This is a genomic window from Pseudomonas silesiensis (genome assembly GCF_001661075.1).
Lineage (GTDB): Bacteria > Pseudomonadota > Gammaproteobacteria > Pseudomonadales > Pseudomonadaceae > Aquipseudomonas > Aquipseudomonas silesiensis.
Map to the genome: position 1 here is coordinate 1,997,944 of NZ_CP014870.1, position 23,128 is coordinate 2,021,071.

The 23,128-nt window shown below is 62.9% G+C and carries 17 protein-coding genes and 3 tRNA genes; all 20 read left to right on the forward strand.

The genetic code is table 11. From position 1 onward, the window contains the following. Positions 1 to 94 precede the first annotated feature (94 nt). The 20 genes from PMA3_RS09075 to PMA3_RS09170 all read left to right on the forward strand — a co-directional run bounded on the left by PMA3_RS09075 (position 95) and on the right by PMA3_RS09170 (position 23,128). On the forward strand, positions 95 to 655 hold the full coding sequence (locus PMA3_RS09075) for a CvpA family protein (protein ID WP_064676838.1): 561 nt from the start codon (positions 95 to 97) through the stop codon (positions 653 to 655). A 41-nt stretch (positions 656 to 696) separates the two neighbouring features. Continuing rightward, positions 697 to 2,202 (forward strand): amidophosphoribosyltransferase, encoded by a 1,506-nt coding sequence (gene purF / locus PMA3_RS09080; RefSeq protein WP_064676839.1) that lies wholly within the window; start codon positions 697 to 699, stop codon positions 2,200 to 2,202. Positions 2,203 to 2,377: 175 nt separating this feature from the next. Next, on the forward strand, positions 2,378 to 3,589 hold the full coding sequence (locus PMA3_RS09085) for an O-succinylhomoserine sulfhydrylase (RefSeq protein ID WP_064676840.1): 1,212 nt from the start codon (positions 2,378 to 2,380) through the stop codon (positions 3,587 to 3,589). After that, complete coding sequence (locus PMA3_RS09090) at positions 3,586 to 4,362, forward strand: SDR family oxidoreductase (protein ID WP_064676841.1); 777 nt, start codon at positions 3,586 to 3,588, stop codon at positions 4,360 to 4,362. Before PMA3_RS09085 ends, PMA3_RS09090 begins: the two co-directional genes overlap by 4 nt. Before the next feature lie 281 nt (positions 4,363 to 4,643). After that, positions 4,644 to 4,719, forward strand: a tRNA-Val gene (locus PMA3_RS09095). A gap of 54 nt (positions 4,720 to 4,773) precedes the next feature. Then, positions 4,774 to 4,850 (forward strand) — tRNA-Asp (locus PMA3_RS09100). Between the two features lie 93 nt (positions 4,851 to 4,943). Beyond that, a tRNA-Asp gene (locus tag PMA3_RS09105) sits at positions 4,944 to 5,020 on the forward strand. A gap of 389 nt (positions 5,021 to 5,409) precedes the next feature. Beyond that, the gene (locus PMA3_RS09110; protein WP_064676842.1) at positions 5,410 to 5,919 is read left to right on the forward strand and encodes a sigma-70 family RNA polymerase sigma factor; all 510 of its coding nucleotides are present in this window, start codon (positions 5,410 to 5,412) and stop codon (positions 5,917 to 5,919) included. After that, positions 5,913 to 6,866 carry a FecR domain-containing protein gene (locus tag PMA3_RS09115; RefSeq protein ID WP_064676843.1) on the forward strand — a complete coding sequence of 318 codons (954 nt, stop codon included), beginning with the start codon at positions 5,913 to 5,915 and terminating at the stop codon, positions 6,864 to 6,866. Before PMA3_RS09110 ends, PMA3_RS09115 begins: the two co-directional genes overlap by 7 nt. Positions 6,867 to 6,933: 67 nt before the next feature. Then, a complete protein-coding gene (locus PMA3_RS09120) occupies positions 6,934 to 9,357 on the forward strand; it encodes a TonB-dependent receptor (RefSeq protein WP_064676844.1) in 2,424 nt (807 codons plus the stop codon). Between the two features lie 349 nt (positions 9,358 to 9,706). Continuing rightward, on the forward strand, positions 9,707 to 11,083 hold the full coding sequence (locus PMA3_RS09125) for a diaminobutyrate--2-oxoglutarate transaminase (protein ID WP_064680646.1): 1,377 nt from the start codon (positions 9,707 to 9,709) through the stop codon (positions 11,081 to 11,083). Positions 11,084 to 11,292: 209 nt separating this feature from the next. Further along, entirely contained in the window at positions 11,293 to 13,074 is a 1,782-nt protein-coding gene (locus tag PMA3_RS09130) for an IucA/IucC family protein (protein ID WP_064676845.1), read from the forward strand. Next, positions 13,067 to 14,278 carry a type III PLP-dependent enzyme gene (locus tag PMA3_RS09135; protein ID WP_064676846.1) on the forward strand — a complete coding sequence of 404 codons (1,212 nt, stop codon included), beginning with the start codon at positions 13,067 to 13,069 and terminating at the stop codon, positions 14,276 to 14,278. Before PMA3_RS09130 ends, PMA3_RS09135 begins: the two co-directional genes overlap by 8 nt. Then, positions 14,275 to 15,702 carry a DHA2 family efflux MFS transporter permease subunit gene (locus PMA3_RS09140; RefSeq protein WP_064680647.1) on the forward strand — a complete coding sequence of 476 codons (1,428 nt, stop codon included), beginning with the start codon at positions 14,275 to 14,277 and terminating at the stop codon, positions 15,700 to 15,702. The genes PMA3_RS09135 and PMA3_RS09140 overlap by 4 nt, the downstream gene beginning before the upstream one ends. A 21-nt stretch (positions 15,703 to 15,723) precedes the next feature. Beyond that, positions 15,724 to 17,586, forward strand: a complete 1,863-nt coding sequence (locus PMA3_RS09145; protein ID WP_064676847.1) for an IucA/IucC family protein — start codon at positions 15,724 to 15,726, stop codon at positions 17,584 to 17,586. Then, positions 17,580 to 18,353 carry an HpcH/HpaI aldolase family protein gene (locus PMA3_RS09150; RefSeq protein ID WP_064676848.1) on the forward strand — a complete coding sequence of 258 codons (774 nt, stop codon included), beginning with the start codon at positions 17,580 to 17,582 and terminating at the stop codon, positions 18,351 to 18,353. The genes PMA3_RS09145 and PMA3_RS09150 overlap by 7 nt, the downstream gene beginning before the upstream one ends. A 4-nt stretch (positions 18,354 to 18,357) precedes the next feature. Further along, on the forward strand, positions 18,358 to 20,205 hold the full coding sequence (locus PMA3_RS09155) for an IucA/IucC family protein (RefSeq protein ID WP_064676849.1): 1,848 nt from the start codon (positions 18,358 to 18,360) through the stop codon (positions 20,203 to 20,205). Continuing rightward, positions 20,198 to 21,118: an ABC transporter substrate-binding protein gene (locus PMA3_RS09160; protein WP_064676850.1), complete on the forward strand. Its 921-nt coding sequence runs from the start codon at positions 20,198 to 20,200 to the stop codon at positions 21,116 to 21,118. The genes PMA3_RS09155 and PMA3_RS09160 overlap by 8 nt, the downstream gene beginning before the upstream one ends. Continuing rightward, on the forward strand, positions 21,115 to 22,104 hold the full coding sequence (locus tag PMA3_RS09165; protein WP_064676851.1) for a FecCD family ABC transporter permease: 990 nt from the start codon (positions 21,115 to 21,117) through the stop codon (positions 22,102 to 22,104). The genes PMA3_RS09160 and PMA3_RS09165 overlap by 4 nt, the downstream gene beginning before the upstream one ends. Beyond that, on the forward strand, positions 22,097 to 23,128 hold the full coding sequence (locus tag PMA3_RS09170; RefSeq protein ID WP_064676852.1) for a FecCD family ABC transporter permease: 1,032 nt from the start codon (positions 22,097 to 22,099) through the stop codon (positions 23,126 to 23,128). Before PMA3_RS09165 ends, PMA3_RS09170 begins: the two co-directional genes overlap by 8 nt.

Consider the following 23,128-nt stretch of genomic DNA (forward strand, 5'->3'; position numbering starts at 1 on the left):
ATCGCCCCGATTTGAAATGCACGGACAATCGCAGCTTACCGATAAGCATGGGCTCTGCTAAAATGCGCCGCCTTATCCGTCTGTAGGCTGCACTGTGCCATTTACCTGGGTTGATTGGGCGATCGTTGCAATCGTCGCCATCTCCGCATTGATCAGTCTGAGCCGCGGCTTCGTCAAGGAAGCATTATCGCTGGTGACCTGGATCATCGCAGGAGTCGTCGCCTGGTTGTTCGGTGGTGCATTGTCCGAATATCTCGTCGGGTACATCGAAACGCCATCGGCTCGTGTGATCACGGGCTGTGCCATCATGTTTGTCGCCACGCTGATCGTAGGCGCAATGATCAATTATCTTATCGGCGAGTTGGTTCGCGTCACCGGGTTGTCCGGGACCGATCGATTCCTCGGCATGGCCTTCGGCGCCGCGCGTGGCGTGTTGCTGGTGGTCGTGGCGGTCGGGCTGTTGAGCCTGGGCCCGGTACAGCAGGACGAGTGGTGGAAACAATCGCAACTCGTGCCAAAGTTTTTATTGGTCGCAGACTGGTCCAAAAACCTGATTCTCGGGTGGAGCAGTCAGTGGCTTGCCAGCGGTATCAGCGTACCCGCTGAGATACCGTTCAAGGAGCACCTCTTGCCGACGGCCAAAACGCCTCAGTGAGTTGTGTTCAGTTCAGATCCATTAAGTAGGGGTTGCGTCGCATGTGTGGCATCGTCGGTATCGTCGGTAAGTCGAACGTCAATCAGGCGCTGTATGACGCGCTAACCGTCCTCCAGCACCGCGGCCAGGACGCTGCCGGTATCGTGACCAGCCATGATGGCCGGTTATTCCTGCGCAAGGACAATGGCCTGGTACGTGACGTGTTCCATCAGCGTCACATGCAGCGCCTGGTCGGCCACATGGGCATTGGCCATGTGCGTTACCCGACCGCGGGCAGCTCGACTTCGGCCGAAGCCCAACCGTTTTACGTCAACTCGCCTTACGGCATCACCCTGGCGCACAACGGTAACCTGACCAACGTTGAACAGCTGGCCAAGGAGATTTACGAATCTGACCTGCGCCACGTCAACACCAATTCCGATTCGGAAGTGCTGCTCAACGTGTTCGCCCACGAGCTGGCCCAACGCGGCAAGTTGCAGCCGACCGAAGAAGACGTGTTCGCCGCGGTCACTGACGTGCACAACCGTTGCGTCGGCGGCTACGCGGTCGTGGCGATGATCACCGGCTACGGCATCGTCGGTTTCCGCGACCCGCACGGCATCCGCCCGATCGTCTTCGGCCAGCGTCACACCGACGAAGGCGTCGAGTACATGATCGCCTCCGAAAGCGTGTCCCTGGACGTGCTCGGTTTCACCCTGATTCGCGACCTGGCGCCGGGCGAAGCGGTCTACATCACTGAAGACGGCAAGCTGCACACCCGCCAGTGCGCGACCAACCCGTCCCTGACCCCGTGCATCTTCGAACACGTCTACCTGGCGCGTCCGGACTCGATCATCGACGGCGTCTCGGTGTACAAGGCGCGCCTGCGCATGGGCGAGAAGCTCGCCGACAAGATCCTGCGCGAGCGTCCGGATCACGACATCGACGTGGTCATCCCGATCCCGGACACCAGCCGCACCGCGGCCCTGGAACTGGCGAACCACCTGGGCGTGAAGTTCCGCGAAGGCTTCGTGAAGAACCGCTACATCGGTCGGACCTTCATCATGCCGGGCCAGGCCGCACGGAAAAAATCCGTACGCCAGAAGCTCAACGCCATCGAACTGGAATTCCGCGGCAAGAACGTGATGCTGGTGGATGACTCGATCGTTCGCGGTACCACCTGCAAGCAGATCATCCAGATGGCGCGCGAAGCCGGCGCCAAGAACGTCTACTTCTGCTCCGCGGCACCGGCCGTGCGCTACCCGAACGTCTACGGCATCGACATGCCGAGCGCCCACGAACTGATCGCCCACAACCGTTCGACCCAGGACGTGGCCGACCTGATCGGCGCCGACTGGTTGATCTATCAGGACCTGCCTGACTTGATCGAAGCGGTCGGCGGCGGCAAGATCAAGATCGAGAAGTTCGATTGCGCGGTGTTCGACGGCCAGTACGTGACCGGCGACGTCGACGAGGCTTACCTGAACAAGATCGAGCAGGCCCGTAACGACGCCTCCAAGGTCAAGACCCAGGCGGTCAGTGCGATCATCGATCTGTACAACAACTAAGCTTCTACCGGCCTGCACCTGTAGGAGCGAGGCTTGCCCGCGAAGGCGGCATCACAGGCAACAATGATGTTGAATGTGATACCGCCTTCGCGGGCAAGCCTCGCTCCTACAGTAACGGGTGTGCCCCTCCAGGCCGGTTTTGTATCTACTACCGAGCAAGGCAAGGAGTGACAGCATGAGTCAGGATTGGGATGCCGGTCGGCTGGACAGCGACCTCGAAGGCGTAGCGTTCGATACCCTGGCCGTCCGCGCCGGTCAGCACCGCACGCCGGAAGCGGAACACGGTGATCCGATGTTCTTCACCTCCAGCTACGTGTTCCGTACCGCTGCCGACGCGGCGGCACGCTTTGCCGGGGAAGTGCCGGGCAACGTCTACTCGCGCTACACCAACCCGACCGTGCGTGCGTTCGAAGAGCGTATCGCCGCGCTGGAAAGCGCCGAGCAAGCGGTGGCCACGGCGACCGGCATGGCCGCGATCATGGCCGTGGTGATGAGCCTGTGCAGCGCCGGCGATCATGTGCTGGTGTCGCGCAGCGTCTTCGGCTCGACCATCAGCCTGTTCGAAAAGTACTTCAAGCGTTTTGGCATCGAAGTCGACTACGTGCCCCTGGCGGACCTGTCCGGCTGGGATGCGGCAATCAAGGCTAATACTAAATTGCTGTTCGTCGAGTCGCCGTCCAACCCGCTGGCGGAATTGGTGGACATCGCCGAACTGTCGAACATCGCTCACGCCAAAGGCGCGATGCTGGTGGTCGACAACTGCTTCTGCACCCCGGCATTGCAGCAGCCACTGAAGCTGGGCGCGGACATCGTCGTGCACTCGGCGACCAAGTTCATCGACGGCCAGGGCCGTTGCATGGGCGGTGTGGTAGCCGGTCGCAGCGAGCAGATGAAAGAAGTGGTCGGTTTCCTGCGCACCGCCGGGCCGACCCTGAGCCCGTTCAACGCCTGGATCTTCCTCAAGGGCCTGGAAACCCTGGGCCTGCGGATGAAGGCCCATTGTGCCAACGCCCAGCAACTGGCCGAATGGCTGGAGCAGCAGGACGGCATCGAGAAAGTCCATTACGCCGGCCTCCAGAGCCATCCGCAGCACGAACTGGCCTTGCGCCAGCAGAAGGGCTTCGGCGCGGTAGTGAGCTTTGAAGTCAAGGGCGGCAAAGAGGGCGCCTGGCGCTTTATCGATGCGACCCGGCTGATTTCCATCACCGCCAACCTCGGCGACACCAAGACCACCATCACTCACCCGAGCACCACCTCCCACGGCCGTCTGGCGCCGCAGGAACGTGAAGCCGCGGGCATTCGTGACAGCCTGATCCGCATCGCGGTCGGCCTGGAAGACGTGGCAGACCTGCAAGCCGATCTGGCGCGCGGCCTGGCGGCGCTGTGATCGAACTGTCGAGGCCGGGCACGGGCACCAACGGCCGCGTCGCCCTGGTCACCGGTGCCGCCCGCGGCATCGGGCTGGGCATTGCGGCCTGGCTGATCAGCGAAGGCTGGCAAGTGGTGTTGACCGACCTGGACCGGGTGCGCGGCTCGAAAGTGGCGAAGGTGCTGGGCGACAACGCCTGGTTCATCGCCATGGATGTTTCCAACGAAGGGCAGGTGGCGCTGGGCGTTGCCGAGGTGCTGGGGCAATTCGGGCGCCTGGATGCGCTGGTGTGCAACGCGGCGGTGGCCGATCCGCACAACATCACCCTGGAAAGCCTCGATCTGGCGTACTGGAACCGAGTGCTGGCGGTGAACCTCAGCGGGCCGATGCTGTTGGCCAAGCACTGTGCGCCGTACCTGCGCGCTCACAGCGGTGCGATCGTCAACCTGGCCTCGACCCGCGCCGGGCAGTCGGAACCCGACACCGAGGCCTACGCGGCGAGCAAGGGCGGTCTGCTGGCCCTGACGCACGCGTTGGCGATCAGCCTCGGGCCGGAAATCCGCGTCAACGCGGTCAGCCCGGGCTGGATCGATGCGCGGGACCCGTCGGTGCGCCGTGCCGAGCCGCTGACCGATGCCGACCATGCCCAGCATCCCGCGGGCAGGGTGGGGACGGTGGAGGATGTGGCGGCGATGGTGGCCTGGTTGCTGTCGAGGAATGCCGGGTTTGTCACGGGGCAGGAGTTCGTGGTGGATGGTGGCATGACCAAGAAGATGATTTACAGCGAATAAATCCCCATCGACCTGGCCAGCATTTGTGTTGACTGTGCCGCCGCCATCGCGGGCAAGCCCGCTCCCACAGGGTTCTCCTGGGTGTGAAAAAAAGTGTGCACACCGGAGATCCCTGTGGGAGCGGGCTTGCCCGCGAAGGCGATCTGACTGCAAAAGGATGATTGTGGGTAATGCCATCATCTTGCGAAATGACACGATTTTGTCTTTTTCAGAAAAACTTCAAGCAGGCTATTGACTTAGCTTCGTTAGGTGCGTAAATTTCGCGGCCTCAGAGAAGCAAAGGGTGATTAGCTCAGCTGGGAGAGCGTCTGCCTTACAAGCAGAATGTCGGCGGTTCGATCCCGTCATCACCCACCACTTCTTGAGAGTCTTGCGTAAGCAAGAAGGAAGCTGAAAAGCCTCCACCGACGCGCAGCGGTAGTTCAGTCGGTTAGAATACCGGCCTGTCACGCCGGGGGTCGCGGGTTCGAGTCCCGTCCGCTGCGCCATATTTGCGAGTCAGGTATTACCTGGCCCGAGATTGAAAAGCCTCGAAGCTTTCCAGTCACACGAGTTACTTGGGCGAAAGTCCAAAGCGATACGCAGCGGTAGTTCAGTCGGTTAGAATACCGGCCTGTCACGCCGGGGGTCGCGGGTTCGAGTCCCGTCCGCTGCGCCATATCTGCATCAAGGCCCACTGAACGCCTTGACGCTACGAAAAAGATTGCTGGCAAGCCAGTATCTGATTCGAGTCGATAGCAAAGACCCTGGTCGAAAGGCCGGGGTTTTTTGTGTCTGCGATTTGGCTTTTTCCTGCATTTCCCTCCTGCCGCCTAACCGCTTGATGCCCGTCGATCCGTTAGGCGCGATGATCCTGTCTTTCTCAATGCGGCTTCTCCAGCGTGCACAGACCTGACCAGTCGGGGCCTGTGAGCCCAATGGGCCTGTCTTTCCTTCACGTCAGCCACTGTTTCCCCGCGCTAAACCGTATAAAAGGCTTGGTTTGCAGCAACAACACTAATTAGAATGAGTCGCATTTAAAATATTTCCTGCGCAGGGTTCCTTGACATGAGTGAAGCAGCGATGCCGGCGGCGCAACATTTCCACGACTTGTACCGCGACCATCGTGGCTGGCTCGAAAGCTGGTTGAGGCGACGCATGAGCAACGGCAGCGACGCGGCGGACCTGAGCCAGGATACCTTCCTGCGGGTGCTTGCCAGTTCCCAGCGCATTGCCGAGCTGCAGGAACCCCGCGCCTATCTGGCGACCGTCGGCAAGCGGCTGCTCGCCAACTTCTACAAGCGTCGCAGTCTCGAGCAGGCCTACCTCGATGCCCTGATGCTGTTGCCGGAAGAGTGTGTGCCGTCCCCCGAGCAACGCTGGTTGCTGCTGGAAGCGCTGCAAGCCCTGGACGAACTGCTCGATGGCTTGCCGGTCGCGGTGCGACGGGCTTTTCTCTGGAGCCAGCTGGAAGGCCTGGGTTACGCCGAGATAGCCGAGCGCCTGCAAGTCTCCGAGCGCACGATCAAGCGCTATATGGCCCAAGCCTACGAACATTGCCTGCTGGTGGAATGGTGACAGGTTCGCCCCCTTCGGCCGAAGCTCGCCAGGTGGTGCGAGCCGCCGCTCAATGGCTTGCACTCATGGAATCGGGGGCCGCCAGTGACCGTGACCGGGCCAATCTGCAGCACTGGCGTGACAGCCACCCCAGTCACGAACACGCCTGGCAGAAGGCCCAGCTGTTGCGCCAACGCTTTGCCGACCTCCCGTCGACACTGGCCATGGCCAGTCTCGATCGGCCTCAGGCCAGTCGGCGCAAGGTGCTCAAGCGTGCTGTGGGGGCGGTGGCGCTGGTGCCGGCCGCCTGGCTGATCAGTCGACAGCTTCCGGTGGATGTGTGGCGCGCCGACCTGCGAACCGCAACCGGGGAGGGCAAGAAGGTCCAGTTGGCCGATGGCAGCTCGCTGCAACTGAACACGGCGAGTGCCGTCGACATCGACTTGCAGAACCGGCGACTGACCCTGGTGGAAGGCGAAATCGCGCTGAACGTGCCCGGGATCTCGCCGCTGACGGTTCAGACGCAGTTCGGGCAAGTGGTCGTCAGTCAGGGGCAGGTATGCGTTCGTCAGCGACAGACGGGTTGCCGGGTCTCAGTGCTCAAAGGCGCGGTGCAGTTGCAGCCGTTGCGCGGTCCGGTTTTTTCGTTGGGCGCCGGCCAGCAAGTCAGCCTGCTGGCGGCGGGTGCAGATGCGGTGGAGCCCTTCGACGTGCTCGCCCCAGGCTGGCGTGACGGCGTGCTGATGGCGCAGAACCAGCCCCTGGGGGATTTTTTGCGCGAACTCAGCAGCTATCGCCCGGGCGTGTTGCGCTGGGAGCCGGCGCTCGAATCCCTGCGCGTCACCGGCAGTTTCCGTCTGGAAGACACCGATCGCATCCTGTCGTTGCTGGCCGCCAGCTTGCCGCTGGAGGTGCATAGGCGCACCCGGTACTGGGTGACTTTATTGCCGCGCAAAAATATGGCATGAGGCGTGTCCCCTTTTTTCGCTCCGCTTGTCATTCAAGGCATGTGAAACGAAATCAGAGAGATTCTCAATGCTTCCAGTGATGGCCTGCAGTACGCGTCTGGCTTCTTCCAGGCTGCGCCCGTTGTTGCACCTGAGTCTGCTGTTGAGTCTGGGTGCCTGTCCTTTATTCGTCGCGGTCAGCTATGCCGAAGATTCTCCTCGTCGCAGTTATCAGGTGCCCGCCGGCAGCCTCAGCGCCGCGTTGACCCGCTTCGCCGGATTGGCCGGAGTCAACCTGTCGGTGGACCCGGCGCTGGTAAGCGGTCGCAACAGTCCCGGGTTGTCGGGGGACTACGCAGTGGAGGAGGGCTTTGCCCGGTTGCTGCAGGGTTCCGGCCTGCAATTGCAGCCGGTGGGCGAACAAGCTTACATCCTGACCCCGGCGCCGGAAGGCGGTAGCCTGCAACTGGCCCCCACCTCGATTCTCGGCGCCACGGGCGGCGAGGGCGGCGATGTCTATGCCGGCGGCCAGGTCGCGCGCCGCAGTTCCCAAGGCTTGCTCGGCTCCAGGGACTTCATGGAAACGCCCTTCAGCGTGACCACCTACACCAGTGAAGCGGTCAAGAACCAGCAGGCTCGAACCCTGGGCGAGCTGATCGCCAGCGATCCCTCGGTCCGCGCCACCAACCCGGCGGGCGGGCGCTATGAGCAGTTCACCATTCGCGGGTTGAGCCTGTTCAACAGCGATGTCGCCTACAACGGTCTGTACGGCATCCTGCCGACCTATTCGATCGACATGGAGATGGCGGACCGCGTCGACGTCATCAAAGGCCCGAGCCAGCTGATCAACGGCATCTCGCCACGGGGCAGCGTGGGGGGCGGGATCAACGTGGAGCCCAAGCGCGCGACCGACAAGCCCATCACCTCGTTTACCGGCATGTACGCGTCCGACAGCCAGGTCGGTGGTGCCGTGGATGTCGGCCGGCGCTTTGGTGAAGACAACAAGTTCGGCCTGCGTTTCAACGGCGTGAAGCAGTCCGGCGATACCGAATGGGATCACCAGAATGTCGACCGCGAGATGGCCGTGCTGGGCCTGGATTTTCGCGGTGAGCGCCTGCGACTGTCGACGGACATCGGGCGCACCGAGCGTGACACCGACGCCCCCCAGGAACGGGTGCAGGTCGGCCCCAACGCGCAGGTCCCCCGGGCCGGCGATGTGCGCCGCAACTATGCGCAGCCCTGGAGCCAGGCGAGCACCAACGACACCTTCGGCACTGTGAACGCCGAGTACGATGTCAACGATTCCGTCATGCTGTACGGCGGTGCGGGTGCGCGCAAAAGTAATCATGACTTCCTGCGCCATGCCGTTGCGGTCACCAACGACGCCGGCGATTTCAGCGTGCAACCCCGTGATTTTACCCGGGACGAAAATGTGCGGACGGCCACGGCAGGGGTGCGCAACTGGTTCCATACCGGCCCGGTGAGCCACGAAGTCAACCTGGCCGCCAGCTACTTCTACATGGACTTTGAAAACGGTGGTGCCCGTTATGGCGCGGCCCCGAGCAACATCTACAACCCGGTGGAAACACCCACCCCGAACACCCCGACCCGACAGGATTCGAAGGTCTACACCGAGAACCGCTTCAGCGGCGTGGCGTTGTCCGACACCCTCGGCTTCTTCGATGACCGGCTGCTGCTGACCCTCGGCGCCCGTTGGCAGCGGGTCAAGGTTGACGACTGGGCGGATAACGTCAAAGGCGACACCGCCTACGATGAGGAAAAGGTCTCGCCGTCGGGCGGCATCCTGTTCAAGGCGACCGACAAGCTGTCGCTGTATGCCAACTACATGGAAGGCCTGAGCCAGGGCAAGATCGCGCCATCGACCTCGGTGAACGAGGACGAGATCTTCCCGCCGTTCATCAGCCGCCAGGTCGAGGTCGGTGCCAAGTATGACGCCGGTGCATTCGCCGTGACCGCCGCAGTGTTCCGGATCAAGCAGCCGGCCTACGAGACCAACGCCACCACGCGGGTCTTCGGGCCCAACGGCAAGCGCGAGAACACGGGTGTGGAGCTGAGCGTGTTCGGCGAACCGCTCGACGGTTTCCGCCTGCTCGGCGGTGTCATGTACATCGACAGCAAGTTGAAGGAAACCACCAATGGCACCTTCGACGGCAACCGGGCACCGGCCACGCCGAAATATAACGTCAACCTCGGCGCCGAATGGGACGTGCCGAACGTCCAGGGCCTGACCCTGACCAGCCGCGGCATCTATTCCAGCTCGCAGTACCTGGACCAGTCCAACAACAAGGAAATCGATTCCTGGGAGCGTTTCGACGTGGGCGCACGCTATGCGTTCAAGGTCGAGCAGAAGAACGTCACCCTGCGGGCCAACATCGAGAACGTGGCGGACAAGCGCTACTGGAGTTCGGCCGGCGCCTCGGATGACAGCGAGCCAGGCTTGACGCTGTCGACCCCCCGCACCTACCTGCTTTCGGCCACTGTCGACTTCTGATTGGCCCGATACATGCGCCCCAGGGAGCGGGGCGTCTTCGTTGGATGGATTCGTATAGAGGAAGAATCTATGCACATCGTCAGTTAAATAACGATCAAGACACTTGCGGATAAGTTGCTGTCTGTCGGCGACCTCTATCGCAGCTGTTATTGCATTACAAGGTCATGGCTGGATCATGGCACTTTTCGGAGTTCATACCAGGTTCATTAACTTGGTCTTTGGCGTGTCTGATCGTTTTTAAAAGTAGTTCCAGTCGCTATAGATCAATATCCAAATAATGACCAAGAATGAGTTGCAACAACTTGTTAATGAGAATAAGTTGCATATCGAATTTAACGAGGGTGAACCGATGTTGAATGATGGCGTATTGCACTCTAAACCACTGCAAAAAACCAATGCCGACTATCTGGCTCGACAAAGCAAGTTCGAATCCAATGTGCGCAGTTACCCACGCAAGTTGCCGCTGGCCATCGCCAAGGCACACGGGCTCTGGGTCACTGATGTCGAGGGCCACACTTACCTCGATTGCCTGGCCGGTGCCGGCACTTTGGCCCTGGGCCACAATCACCCGGCCGTCATGGCCAGCCTCGACAGCTTCCTCGCTTCAGGCCTGCCGATGCACACGCTGGACCTGACCACCGCGGTCAAGGACGCTTTCAGCGAAACCCTGCTCAGCCTGTTGCCGAACCAGGGCCGTGATTACTGCCTGCAATTTTGCGGGCCGTCCGGGGCGGATGCGGTGGAGGCTGCGCTGAAACTGGCCAAGACCTATACCCGTCGCAGCAACGTCATCAGCTTCTCCGGGGCCTACCATGGCATGACCCACGGCGCCCTGGCCCTGACCGGCAACACCGCGCCGAAAAACGCCATCGCCAGCCTGATGCCGGGGGTGCAGTTCATGCCGTATCCCCACGAATATCGTTGCCCGCTGGGCATCGGCGGTGAGGCCGGGGTCGAGGCCCTGACCCACTATTTCACCCAGTTCATCGAAGACGTCGAAAGCGGCGTGTCACTGCCGGCGGCGGTCATCCTGGAAGCGGTGCAGGGCGAGGGCGGGGTCAACTGCGCCCCGGCGAGCTGGCTGCGGGCGATCCGCGAGGTGACACGCAAGCACGGGATCCTGCTGATCCTCGACGAAGTGCAGACCGGCTTCGGCCGCACCGGCAAGATGTTTGCCTTCGAGCACGCCGACATCGAGCCGGACCTGATCGTCATGTCCAAGGCGGTCGGTGGCGGTTTGCCCATGGCGGTGCTGGGTATCCGTCGGCAATTCGACGCCTGGGAGCCAGGCAATCACGCCGGCACCTTCCGCGGCAACCAGATGGCCATGGCCGCCGGGCTGGCGACGTTGCAGGTGCTGCAACAGCAAAACCTCGCCGCCCGGGCCGAGCGTCAAGGTCAGTGGCTCACGGACCGCTTGGTCGAGTTGCAGGCGCATTACCCGGCCCTGGGCCAGGTGCGCGGGCGTGGCCTGATGCTGGGCATCGAGATCGTCGACGAGCGCCAGCCGGCCGATCGCCTCGGGCATTTTCCGATGGACCCGGCGCTGGCCGCGGCCATCCAGCAACAGTGCTTCAAACAAGGCCTGTTGCTGGAACGCGGCGGGCGCAAGGGCAATGTCATCCGCTTGTTGCCGCCGTTGATTATCGACGATGAACAATGCCGGCAAGTGATTCAGCGTTTTGATAACGCCGTGGCTGCAGCGGTGGTGCAGTTGCGCACTTGAATGAACTAATCGGAGTTGCATTAGTCGCCAGTCATATTGAAGGTTAATGACAGTGGCGCCAGCTACTTTGGTCGTCTGATTATATGAAAGGTTCAGTGAAGTGATTTCGTTACGTGGGGTTTTGTCGACTGTTTAATCTGTCGATCATTCACTCATCTATTCGCCCTATAACGTATCCAGTGACCTCACAGGGCTACTGTGGAGCACCCATGAATCATCCAGATCGCACTGTTTTATCGAACATGGTCAGTGAATTGGCGACGACCTGCGCGTTGCTTAATTGTTTGATCAAAGAGTTCGCCTTGCCGGAAAACTGCCTCAGTTACAGTTGGCCGACGCAGATGCAAGGCATTGCCCCGGGCAGTTATCTCGAGGGCCTGGAATGGAAGGGCATTCCCCTGACCATCAAGCTGCCCAACCGGCAGCAGTTCTTCGTGATGGTGGACCGCCGTGACGGTCTGGGCAGCCATCGTTACCTGTCGGATGTCTACGCCCGGCGCGGTGAGGGCGACTGGTCGAGCCTGAGGTTCGCCGAATTCGTCGAGCAGATGCTCGCGGCGTGCGAACACATGACCCGCGCCAGCAACGACGAGTTGCTGGACCAGGTGTTGCAGAGCCAGTTGCTGACCGCGGCCATCGTCGGTCACAACTCACCGATGGACCCGGACCCGCTCAGCGGCTACCTGGCCAGCGAGCAGGGCTTGTGGTTCGGCCACCCGAATCACCCGGCACCCAAGGCGCGCCTGTGGCCGGCGCATCTGGCCCAGGAAACCTACGCGCCGGAATTCCAGGCCCGCACGCCCTTGCACCTGTTCGAGGTGCCGCTGGAAGGGCTGAGCGTCGGCGCCAACGGCCTGAGCAAAGCCCAGGTGCTGGCCGGTTTTGCCGATCAGGCCCAGGCGCGGCCCGGGCACGCCGTGATCTGCATGCACCCGGTCCAGGCGCAGTTGTTCATGCAGGACGCCCGGGTGCAGCGCTTGCTGAAATCCGCGGCGATCGTCGATCTGGGCGCCACGGGCTTGATGGCCAATCCCACCGCGTCCATCCGCACTTGGTACATCGAGGGCCATGATTTTTTCATCAAGGGTTCGCTGAACGTACGCATCACCAATTGCGTCAGGAAAAACGCCTGGTACGAACTGGAAAGCGCGCTGCTGATCGACCGGATCTTCCGCAACCTGCAACTGACCCAACCCGAGACGCTCGGCGGGCTGTCGGTGGTGGCTGAACCGGGCCTGTTGAGCTGGGCACCGCACCAGGCCAGCGAAGCCGACAGCCACTGGTTCCGCGAACAGACCGGGGCGATCCTGCGGGAGAATTTCTGCCTCGACACCGGCACCGACTGCAGCATCATGGCCGGTACGCTGTTTGCCCGGGGCCTGCATCTGCGGCCGCTGGTGCACGAGTTTCTCAGCCGGTTCAACGGCGACGACCTCCTCGATCAACAGCTGTTGAGCTGGTTCGACGACTATCAGGCGCTGTTGCTGCGGCCGGTGCTGGCGCTGTTCTTCAACCACGGCATCGTGATGGAACCGCATCTGCAGAACAGCGTGCTGGTGCATGACAACGGTCGCCCGCAACGCCTGCTGCTGCGGGACTTCGAAGGGGTCAAGCTGACCGGTGAACTGGGTGCTTCGCGGATCGACGCCGAGGTTCATCCCCGGGTGCGTGAGTCGCTGCTCTATTCCCGGCAGCAGGGCTGGAATCGCATCGTTTACTGCCTGTTCGTCAACAACCTGTCCGAGGCGGTGCTGGCCCTGAGTTGGGAGCGGCCGCACCTGGCGCCGCTGATGTGGCAACGAGTCGAGCAGCAATTGATCAGCATCCGCGCCGAATTGACCCGTGCCGCACCGGAGCTGGATGCGCTGATCGCCGGTCAGCCGATCGCCTGCAAGACCAATCTGAGAGTGCGCCTGGCCGCCAAGGCCGATCGCCAGGCCGGCTACGTCAACCTGGTGTCCCCGTGGGGCAAGGAGGTCCAGCATGGATAAGCTGCCCGCAACGGTGGTGGCCGCCATCGATCAAGCCCATGCACGGCAGGAAGATCCCCTGGCCCTGTTCATCTATGACCTGGATGCGCTGCAGCGGCATGTGACGCAGGTGATGGCGGCACTGCCTGAAGGGGTGGAGCTTTACTACGCGATCAAGGCCAACAGCGAGCCGCAGATCCTCGCCACCTTGGCGCCCTTGGTACACGGGTTCGAGATTTCCTCCGGGGGCGAGATCGATCGCCTCCAGGCCTGCCCGACGCGCAAGCCGTTCATCTTCTCCGGCCCCGGCAAACTGGATTCCGATCTGCGTGCGGCGCTGCAGCATCAGGTCGAAGCGATCCACATCGAAAGCCTGAATGAAATCGTCCGCCTGCAACGGCTGGCACTGGAAGCGGGGCGCGTGCAGGACGTGTTGCTGCGGATCAATCCCGAGCTGCCGTCGCCGCTGTCCAGCAAACTGGCAATGGCCGGCACCGCCACGCCCTTCGGGATCGACGAGTCGGAACTGGCCCGGGCCGTGAGCGGGGTCGATAACGCCAGCCATCTGCGGCTCAAGGGTTTCCACGTGCATGCGATGTCTCATCAGTTGCAGGTGGAGCGCCACGAACAGCTGCTCGACCTGTTTCTGCAGCGCTGGCCGCAATGGAAGGCGTTGTCGGCCGACCCTGCAGCCATCACTCACCTCAATGTCGGCGGAGGCCTGGGGGTCAATTACCTCGGCCCGCAGCAATTCGACTGGCAGCGCCTGTGCGCACACCTGGGACGGAGCCTGGCAGCCTGTGCCGATGCGCCCGTCGTGCGCTTCGAACCCGGTCGTTTCATCAGCGCCTTCTGCGGCTATTACGCCATCGAAGTGCTGGACAGCAAAACCAGTCACGGCAAGCACTTCCTGGTCTGTCGCGGCGGCACCCATCAGTTCCGGCTGCCGGTGGCCCAGGGGCACGATCACCCGGTCATTCATCTGCCCCGACATCGCCTGACACCGGCGGCGACACGGCAGGACTGGACCGTCGTCGGGCAACTCTGTACGCCCAAGGACGTGCTCAGCCGTGACTGCCCGCTGACCGGGGTGGAGATCGGCGACATGCTGGTGCTGCCGCTGGCGGGCGCCTACGGCTACAACATCTCCCATGCCGATTTCCTCTGTCATCCGCGACCGCCCCAGGTGTTCGTGCAAGAGGCCGGAGTCGCATCGTGGGGTTGACCTTTGCCGTGCCGCGCTGGCTGGTGGTGGTCAATGTGCTGTTGGGTACGCTGACGGTCAGCCTGAACAACAGTTCGCTGAATCCGGCGCTGCCGGCGTTCATGGAGGCCTTCGACATCGGCCCGCTGTTGGCCACCTGGATCGTCGCCGCGTTCATGGTGAGCATGGGCATGACCATGCCCCTCACCAGCTTTCTCAGCCAGCGCATGGGCCGAAAATCCTTGTATTTGTGGGGTGTGGCGTTGTTTGTCTGCGGCTCGCTACTGGGAGCCCTGGCCAACTCCATCGCCCTGGTGATCACCGCGCGGGTGGTGCAAGGCATCGCCAGCGGGCTGATGATTCCACTGTCGCTGGCGATCATTTTTTCGGTGTACGCCAAGGGCGAGCGGGGCCGGGTCACTGGCCTGTGGGGCGCGGCGGTGATGTTCGCACCGGCGCTGGGGCCGTTGTGCGGCAGCCTGATGCTGGAGTGGTTCAGCTGGCGTTCGCTGTTCCTGATGAATGTGCCCATCGGTTTGCTGGCGTTGGTGCTTGGCGTCGGCGTGCTGCCGGCTTCTGCCCCGTCGGAACGCAAGCCCTTCGACCTGGCGGGTTACCTGCTGATCGCGACGGGTATCGGCCTGCTGATGGTCGCCGTGGGTCGCCTGCGTCACGCCGAGGCCCTGGCCGATCCTTTCAATCTCGGGCTGTTGCTGGTGGCGATCCTGTGCCTCGTTGCCTTTGTGCGCCTGGAGCTGAACCGCACCGCACCGCTGCTCAATCTGCGCATCTTTGCCCTGCGCGGTTATCGCCTGAGCGTGATCATCGCCGTGGTGCAGTCGGTCGGCATGTTCGAGTGCCTGGTGCTGCTGCCCCTGCTGGTGCAGATGGTGATGGGCTACAGCGCGATCTGGACCGGCCTGTCGCTGCTGTGCACGGCCCTGTTCGCCAGCCTGTTCGGCCATCTCGGCGGCAAGTGGCTGGACCGTCACGGCCCGCGTGGGGTGGTGTTCTGGGGGTTGCTGTTGACCGGTGGCGCCACGTTGGGCCTGGGCCTGCTGGATGCCAGCGCTTCAATCGCCGTGGTGTTCATTTTGATGATGGTCCGGGGCGCCGGGCTGGGCCTGTCCTATCTCCCCATCACCACTGCCGGACTCGATGCGCTGCCGGAACCGATGGTCACCCAGGGCGCGGCGATGAACAACATCTCGCGCCGCCTCGTGTCGTCACTGGCCATCGTGGTCGCTTCGCTGTGGCTGGAGTTCCGCCTGGCGGGCGAGGCCGGGGGCGGGGCGGTTTCGATGGCCAGCCCCGGGGCGATCAGCGAGGTGTTCATGGCCACCGGCATCCTCATCCTGCTGGCATTGCCCTGTGCCTGGCGGTTCCCGCTTCCCGTATCCGACGAGCCGGCCGAGGCACTGCCTTCGGCCCTCGAACACCGTTAATTCTTTTCACCGACAAGGTTCATGACTATGGCGATTTCTTCACAGGCAACAACAGGTTCTGCGCCAGGCGTCTGGCTGGCGACGGCCGATCCCCGCCACTATCAACAAGTGGAACAGCGCGTGGTCGGTCAACTGCTACAAACGCTGCTGTATGAAAACGTATTGCCCTATCGTCATTCGCCGCTGGAAAGCGGTCAGCAGCGTTTCGTCGTCAGCGGCCTCGATGCCCGGCAACAGCCGGTGGAATACCGCTGCAACGGATTACTCAGCGCCAGCTTCGAGCTGATCCGCCTCGACTATGCCAGCCTCGAGCGCGTGGATGCCGCGGGCGAGCACCACCGGCCGCATTTGCATCAAGCCTTGGCGGAGCTGCTGGGCGAACTTCAGGACAGCCCGCACCTGCCACGCTTCACCCATGAGCTGGAACAGACCCTGCTCAAGGACCTGCAATCGCGCAGCCAGGGTTATCAAGCGGCCCAACCCAGCCATCAGCTGGATGTCGATGCGCTGGAACAGCACTTCATGGACGCCCACAGCTATCACCCTTGCTACAAGTCGCGCATCGGTTTCTCGCTCCAGGACAACGCCAGTTTCGGTCCGGAATTTGCCGCGCCCATCGCCATTGTCTGGCTGGCGGTGGCCAAGACCTGCGGAGCGATGAACATCTCGCGGCACCTGGATTACGACGGGTTCATTCAGCAGGAATTCGGCCTTCAGCGCTGGCAGCAACTCGCGGCGAATCTGCGCGACCAGGGCAAGGCGCTGGACGATTACTGGCTGATGCCGGTGCACCCGTGGCAGTGGGAAAACATCATCGTGCCGGTGTTTTACCCCGAGCTGGTCAGCGGTGAAGTGATCCATCTGGGCACCACGGATGATCGCTATCAGGCGCAGCAATCGATCCGCACCCTGGCCAACGTCACGGAAAAACAGCGGCCTTACGTCAAGCTCGCCCTGAGCATGACCAACACCTCCAGCACTCGCATCCTGGCGCGGCACACGGTGATGAACGGCCCGATCATCACCGACTGGCTGCAGCGGTTGATCGGCAGCGACAGCACTGCCCGCGACCTTGGCTTTGTGATTCTCGGCGAGGTGGTCGGCGTCAGTTTTGACTACGACCACCTGCCCGCCACGCGGATGTCCCAGGCCTACGGCACCCTGGGCACCCTGTGGCGCGAGAGCATTCACCAGTACCTGCACGACGATGAGCAGGCGGTGCCGTTCAATGGCTTGAGCTCCGTGGACAATCGCTACGGCAGTGGAGAACAAACCCCGTTCATCGATGCCTGGATCAAGCAATACGGCCTCCAGGCCTGGACCCGCCAACTGTTGCAGGTGGCGGTGTCGCCGATCATTCACATGCTGTACGCCGAAGGCATCGGCATGGAGTCCCATGGGCAGAATATCGTCCTGATCGTCAAGCAGGGCTGGCCGCAACGCATTGCCCTGAAGGACTTCCACGACGGCGTGCGCTACTCGCCGCAGCACCTGGGCCGCCCGGAGCTGTGCCCGACCCTGGTGCCGCTGCCCGCCAGCCACGCCAAACTCAACCGCAACTCGTTCATCCTCACCGACGACCTGGATGCGGTGCGGGATTTCTCCTGTGATTCGTTCTTCTTCATCGCCCTGGCCGAGATGGCGATCTTCCTGCACCAGCACTACCGGCTGGAAGAAGCCCTGTTCTGGCAGATGACCGCCGAAGTCATCGGCGGCTACCAGGCCGACCATCCGCAACACCGTGCGCGTTATGCGGCGTTTGACGTGTTCGCGCCGTTCTATGAAGTCGAAGAGCTGACCAAGCGCCGCCTGCTGGGCGACGGCGAGCGTCGTTTCAAATCGGTGCCCAATCCGCTGCACGCCTTTGGGCCGCAATCATGCTGAGGACCAATCTGCTCAAGCAGAAGCTCGTTGCGAGGGAGCCGGTCTACGGCTTGATCAGCTCGATTCCGGCCCCGGCCGCCATCGAATTGATTGCCGAGGCCGGTTTCGATTTCGTGATCATCGACATGGAGCACGTGCTGATCAATCCCGAAACCGTGGAGAACATGATCCGCACCGCCGAGAGCTACGCGCTGACACCCCTGGTGCGCGTGGCGGACCTCAACCCGAAAACCTTGCTGCGCCTGCTCGATGGCGGCGCCCAGGGCATCGTGCTGCCGATGATCGAAAGCGCCGAATCCCTGGCCGACAGCATTCGGGCCTGCAAGTACCACCCCCAGGGCACTCGCAGCCTGAATGCCGGGCGCCCCGGTGCGTTCGGCAAGCACAGCCTGGCGGAGTACATCGGGCTGGCCAACCAGCAAATCATGGTGGTGGCGATGATCGAAAGCGCTGAAGGCGTGCGCCGGGCGGCGGAGATTGCCGCGGTGCCTGGCCTGGACATGATCCTCGAAGGCGCTGCCGACTTGTCGCAATCGCTGGGCACGCCCTGGCAGATCGACCGGCCCGAGGTGCAGCAGGCGCTGCTCGCCAGCTGGCAGGCCGCCACTGCCGCCGGCGTGCCGTATTGCGCGATTCCACGCCAACCGGGCGACCACGAACGCTGGTTGGCCCGCGGGGTAAACAGTTTTGTTTTGGGAGATGAGCGTGGCATCGCTTTTCGTGCCCTCCAGGCCAGATTGGCCGCCACTTCAGCAGAAGGAAAATAATCGGATGAATTTCACCGCAATGGCCGCCGACAAAGTGATGCAGGACCTGGTCGACTGTTTGCTGGCCGAACATTTTTTCGGCACCGAGCCGCTGAACCTGGTGGCGCCCTCGGCATCCGCCGACCAGCCATTTACCGGTCTGAGCGCCGGGCAACGGGTCTGGGAATGGCCCTGCGGTCCCCAGAGCTGCATCGTCATTGCCCTGCGTCCCGGCATCACCCAGCAATGGGAAAAAGTACCGGGCACGCCGGTATGGGCGCGCCAGTCAGAGCAACTGACCGAGCTGTCGCCCGAGGCCTTCACCACCCAGGTGCTGGGCGAGATGACCGAGCGCTACCCGGACAATGAAAAGGGCTTTGCCCTGTTCCTCGATGTGCTGCGCACCAGCGTGCGCCAAACCGAGTTATCCCTGAGCCATGGCGTCGACAGCGAACGCTTGCTGGAAAAAGGCAACGCGGACTTCTTCCTGACCATGGAGCAGTGGGCCTCGCTACGTGATCGTCCTTATCACCCGCTGGCCAAGGCCAAGCAGGGTTTGAGCGACCGTGAATACCAGCAGTATCAAGCCGAGTTCGCTCGCCCGGTGGCCTTGCACTGGGTGGCGGTCGATCGCACCTTGCTGCAATGCGGCGACGGTGTGACGGACCTGGCGCAGAGTTATCCCGCCCAGTACCTGTTGCCGGCGCTGTTGCAGGCCGACTTGCAACAAGAGTTGCAACAGCGGGGCATTGCCCAGAGCCATGTCGCGCTGCCGGTGCACCCGTGGCAGTTCGAGCATGTGTTGCAAGCGCAGCTTGGCGACGCGTTTGCCCGCGGCGACTGTCAGCGACTGGACTTCAAGGACGGCGATTTTTTCGCCACCTCATCCTTGCGCTCGATGACGCCGTGCTTCAACAGTGCCGATTACCTCAAGCTGCCGATGGCGATTTATTCCCTCGGCGCCTCGCGTTACCTGCCCGCGGTGAAAATGATCAATGGCGGCCTGAGTGAAGCCTTGCTGCGCCAGGCGCTGGGCAAGGATCAAACCCTGCAACAGTCCCTGCACCTGTGCGATGAAACCAAGTGGTGGGCGTTCATGCCGCCGGATGCCACCCTGTTCGACGAGGCGCCGCGGCACCTGTCGGCCATGGTCCGTGGTTATCCGCCGGCGCTGCTGGCAGATCCGGACACCCGACTGGTGCCCATGGCGGCGCTCGGTACGCCACTGCCCGGTAGCAACCGGCACTTTTTCGATGACTGGATGGCTTACCGCCAATTGCCGGCCAGCGCCGCATCGGTGATGACCCTGTTCCGCGAGCTGTGCCACAGCTTCTTCGACATCAACCTGCGGATGTTGCGCATCGGCATGCTCGGGGAAGTCCACGGGCAGAACGCGGTGCTGGTGTGGAAGGCCGGCCACGCCCAGGGCCTGCTGTTGCGCGATCACGATTCGTTGCGCATCTACGTGCCGTGGCTGGAACGCAACGGCCTGGCCGACCCGGCTTACCGGCTGAAGAAGGGCCACGCCAACACGCTGTACCACGATCGCCCCGAAGACTTGCTGTTCTGGTTGCAGACCCTGGGTATTCAGGTCAACCTCCGCGCCATCATCGATACGCTGGCTGAGGTCTACGCATTGCCCGCGACCCGGTTGTGGAAGGCAATGGGTGAGGTGCTCAACGAGCTCATCGACACCATCGAGTTTGATGCCGAGACGCGAACCATGATCAAGCACCAGTTGTTCGAAGCGCCGCACTGGCCACAGAAGTTGCTGCTGACCCCGATGATCGAGCGCGCGGGCGGCCCTGGCAGCATGCCGTTTGGCAAAGGCCAGGTGGTCAACCCGTTCCACAGGCTCGATCACGATGCCTGAACCGCGACATCATCCTTCCCGGCGCACACTGCTGCGCCTGTCCCTGGGGGCATTGGCCCTGAGGTGTTGCGCGCCGGCGTGGGCCGAGACCGGCGCCACGCCGTTGCGGGTGATCACCCTGTTTCAGGGCGCCACCGACTGCGCCGTGGTACTGGGCGTGACGCCCTGTGGCGTGGTGGATTCCTGGAGCGAAAAACCGACCTATCGCTATCTGCGCGAAGCCCTGGGCGCCGTGCCCCATGTCGGGCTGGAAACCCAGCCCAGCCTCGAGGACATCGCGCTGCTCAAGCCGGACCTGATCGTGGCCTCGCGCTTTCGCCATGAGCGCATCGCCCCCTTGCTCAGGCAGATCGCCCCGGTGCTGATGCTGGAGGAAGTGTTTGAATTCAAGAAGACCCTGGCCCTGATGGGCGCTGCATTGCAGCGGCAACAACAGGCCGACGACATGCTCGACCGCTGGCAGCAGCGTGTGGCGCAACTGCGTCAGCAATTGCAGCAGACCTTTGCCGGGCGCTGGCCGCCGACGGTGTCGATCCTGGATATCCGCGAAGACCACATCCGCAGCTATCTGCCCGCCAGCTTCCCCGGCTCTGTGCTCAGTGAACTGGGTTTCAACTGGAGTGACGGCAGCCGGGAGGCGAGCGGGGTGTCGATCAAACTCACCAGCAAGGAGAGCCTTGCGGTGGTGAATGCCGACATCTTTTTCGTCTTTCTGCGGGCGCAGAACGCGGCGGTGCAACGCAACTACGAAAGCCTGGTGCAACACCCGCTGTGGCAGCAGATGCGTGCCCCGCAGCAAGGGCAGGTGTGGCAGGTCGATGGCGTCGCCTGGAGCCTGTCGGGCGGCATGCTGGGGGCGAACCTGATGCTCGACGACGTGGCCCGCGTGGCTGCAGCGCAGGTGGCCTCATGAGTCCTGGTGCAAAGCTGTGTAGCGCCGGTGTCGTGTTGCTGCTGTGCTGCGTGTTGAGCCTGGCGGTCGGCGCTACCTGGATTCCGCTGCCGCAGATTGCCGCGGCGTTTGTCCAGCCCGACCCGCTGAGCATCGATCATGTGCTGGTGACCACCACGCGCCTGTCGCGAACCTTGATGGCGATCTCCGTCGGCGCCAGCCTGGCGGTCGCGGGCGCCCTGATGCAGGCCCTGACGCGCAATCCCCTGGCGTCCCCCGGCTTGTTCGGGATCAATGCCGGTGCGACCTTTTTCATCATCCTGTTTTCCTCGATCTTCTCCCTGGCCTCGCCGGATGCCTGGCTGTGGTGTGCCTTTCTTGGCGCCGCCGTGGCGGGGTGCCTGGTGTGGCTGATCGGCAACATGGGGCAGGGCAGTCTCAGTCCGCTGCGCATCGTGCTGGCGGGGGCGGCGATGGCCGCGCTGTTCTCCGCCTTCAGCCAGGCATTGCTGGTGGTCAATCAGGATGGCCTGGACACGGTGCTGTTCTGGATGGCCGGTTCCTTGACCGAACGCAGCCTGTCGACCGCCGCGCCCCTGTTACTGTGCACGGTGCTTGGCTTGTCGGGGGCGCTGTTGCTGGGCGGGCAGCTCAATGTACTGAACGCCGGGGAAGAAATTGCCACCGGTCTGGGGCAGCGTACCGGTCTGATCCGGCTGCTGATGAGCGTGCTGGTGATCTGCCTGGCGGGCAGCGCCGTGGCGTTGGCCGGCAGCATCGGCTTTATCGGCCTGCTGGTGCCGCACATGGTGCGCAAGGGACTGTCGATCGACCATCGCTGGCTGTTGCCCGGTTGTGCGCTGCTGGGGGCCATTCTGCTGCTGTTGGCCGATACCCTGTCGCGGGTGTTGATCCTGCCGCAGGAGGTGCCGGTAGGGGTCATGACGGCGCTGTTCGGCGCGCCGTTCTTCATCATGCTGGCGCGGCGTGGAGGTCGTTATGGATAAGGTGGTGACCTGGCGCCGGGGCGGGTATTCCCGGCAGGTCAACCTGGGTACCTGGTGGAGACTTGGGGCGTCGCTGCTGGTCACCTCGCTGGTGATGCTCGGCTCGTTGGCGCTGGGCAAGGTGATCCTCTCGCCCTTCGAGGTGCTGCGCATCCTGTTTTCCAGCCAGGACCCCAGCCTGACCCTGATCGTCGAGCAACTGCGTTTTCCGCGCATTGTCCTGGCGGCCTTGGTGGGGGCAGCGTTGTCGGTGTCCGGGCTGATCCTGCAAAGCATCATCCGCAACCCGCTGGCATCGCCCGATCTGCTGGGCATCACCAGCGGTGCCAGCGCCGCCGCCGTCCTCTACCTGTCGTTCCTGTCGGTGACCCTGGGACAACAATTCCTGCCCCTGGCGGCGATGCTTGGAGCGGCCCTGGCGACACTGGCCATTTATCTGCTGGCCTGGAAGCAGGGCGCCTCGCCGTTGCGCCTGGTGCTGATCGGCGTCGGCGTCTCGGCGATGTTGACGGCGGCGACCACCTTCATCCTGGTCTTCAGCCCGCTGACCACCACTCTGTCGGCCTATGTCTGGTTGACTGGCAGCGTCTACGGCGCCAGTTGGCCCGAACCCCTGGCGCTGGCGGGCTGGCTGTTGGGCATTTGCCCGTTGCTGGTGCTGCTGGCCCGGCAGGTGATGGTGCAACAGCTGGACGACCACCTGGCCCAGGGCATCGGCGTGCGCGTGCAGTGGTTGCGGGCCGGTCTGTTGCTGGTGAGTGTGGCCCTGGCCGGCGCGGCCGTTGCCTGGGGTGGCGCGATCGCCTTTGTCGGGCTGATTGCCCCACACATTGCCAAGCGCCTGGTGGCCCCCGGTTTCGCTGGCCAGGCGGTGATGGCGGCGCTGGTCGGGGCCAACCTGGTGATGCTGGCGGACCTGGCCGGACGCACGCTGTTCTTGCCCCTGGACCTGCCGGCCGGGATCTTTGTCGCGGTCCTGGGCACGCCTTTTTTTCTCTATTTGTTGATTAAACAACGTCATTAA

Coding starts and splice junctions, on each gene's coding strand:
- purF (WP_064676839.1), top strand. CDS start 697: ATGTGTGGCATCGTCGGTATCGTCGGTAAGTCGAACGTCAATCAGGCG.
- PMA3_RS09085 (WP_064676840.1), top strand. CDS start 2,378: ATGAGTCAGGATTGGGATGCCGGTCGGCTGGACAGCGACCTCGAAGGC.
- PMA3_RS09110 (WP_064676842.1), top strand. CDS start 5,410: ATGAGTGAAGCAGCGATGCCGGCGGCGCAACATTTCCACGACTTGTAC.
- PMA3_RS09115 (WP_064676843.1), top strand. CDS start 5,913: ATGGTGACAGGTTCGCCCCCTTCGGCCGAAGCTCGCCAGGTGGTGCGA.
- PMA3_RS09120 (WP_064676844.1), top strand. CDS start 6,934: ATGCTTCCAGTGATGGCCTGCAGTACGCGTCTGGCTTCTTCCAGGCTG.
- PMA3_RS09125 (WP_064680646.1), top strand. CDS start 9,707: ATGTTGAATGATGGCGTATTGCACTCTAAACCACTGCAAAAAACCAAT.
- PMA3_RS09130 (WP_064676845.1), top strand. CDS start 11,293: ATGAATCATCCAGATCGCACTGTTTTATCGAACATGGTCAGTGAATTG.
- PMA3_RS09135 (WP_064676846.1), top strand. CDS start 13,067: ATGGATAAGCTGCCCGCAACGGTGGTGGCCGCCATCGATCAAGCCCAT.
- PMA3_RS09145 (WP_064676847.1), top strand. CDS start 15,724: ATGACTATGGCGATTTCTTCACAGGCAACAACAGGTTCTGCGCCAGGC.
- PMA3_RS09150 (WP_064676848.1), top strand. CDS start 17,580: ATGCTGAGGACCAATCTGCTCAAGCAGAAGCTCGTTGCGAGGGAGCCG.
- PMA3_RS09155 (WP_064676849.1), top strand. CDS start 18,358: ATGAATTTCACCGCAATGGCCGCCGACAAAGTGATGCAGGACCTGGTC.
- PMA3_RS09160 (WP_064676850.1), top strand. CDS start 20,198: ATGCCTGAACCGCGACATCATCCTTCCCGGCGCACACTGCTGCGCCTG.
- PMA3_RS09165 (WP_064676851.1), top strand. CDS start 21,115: ATGAGTCCTGGTGCAAAGCTGTGTAGCGCCGGTGTCGTGTTGCTGCTG.
- PMA3_RS09170 (WP_064676852.1), top strand. CDS start 22,097: ATGGATAAGGTGGTGACCTGGCGCCGGGGCGGGTATTCCCGGCAGGTC.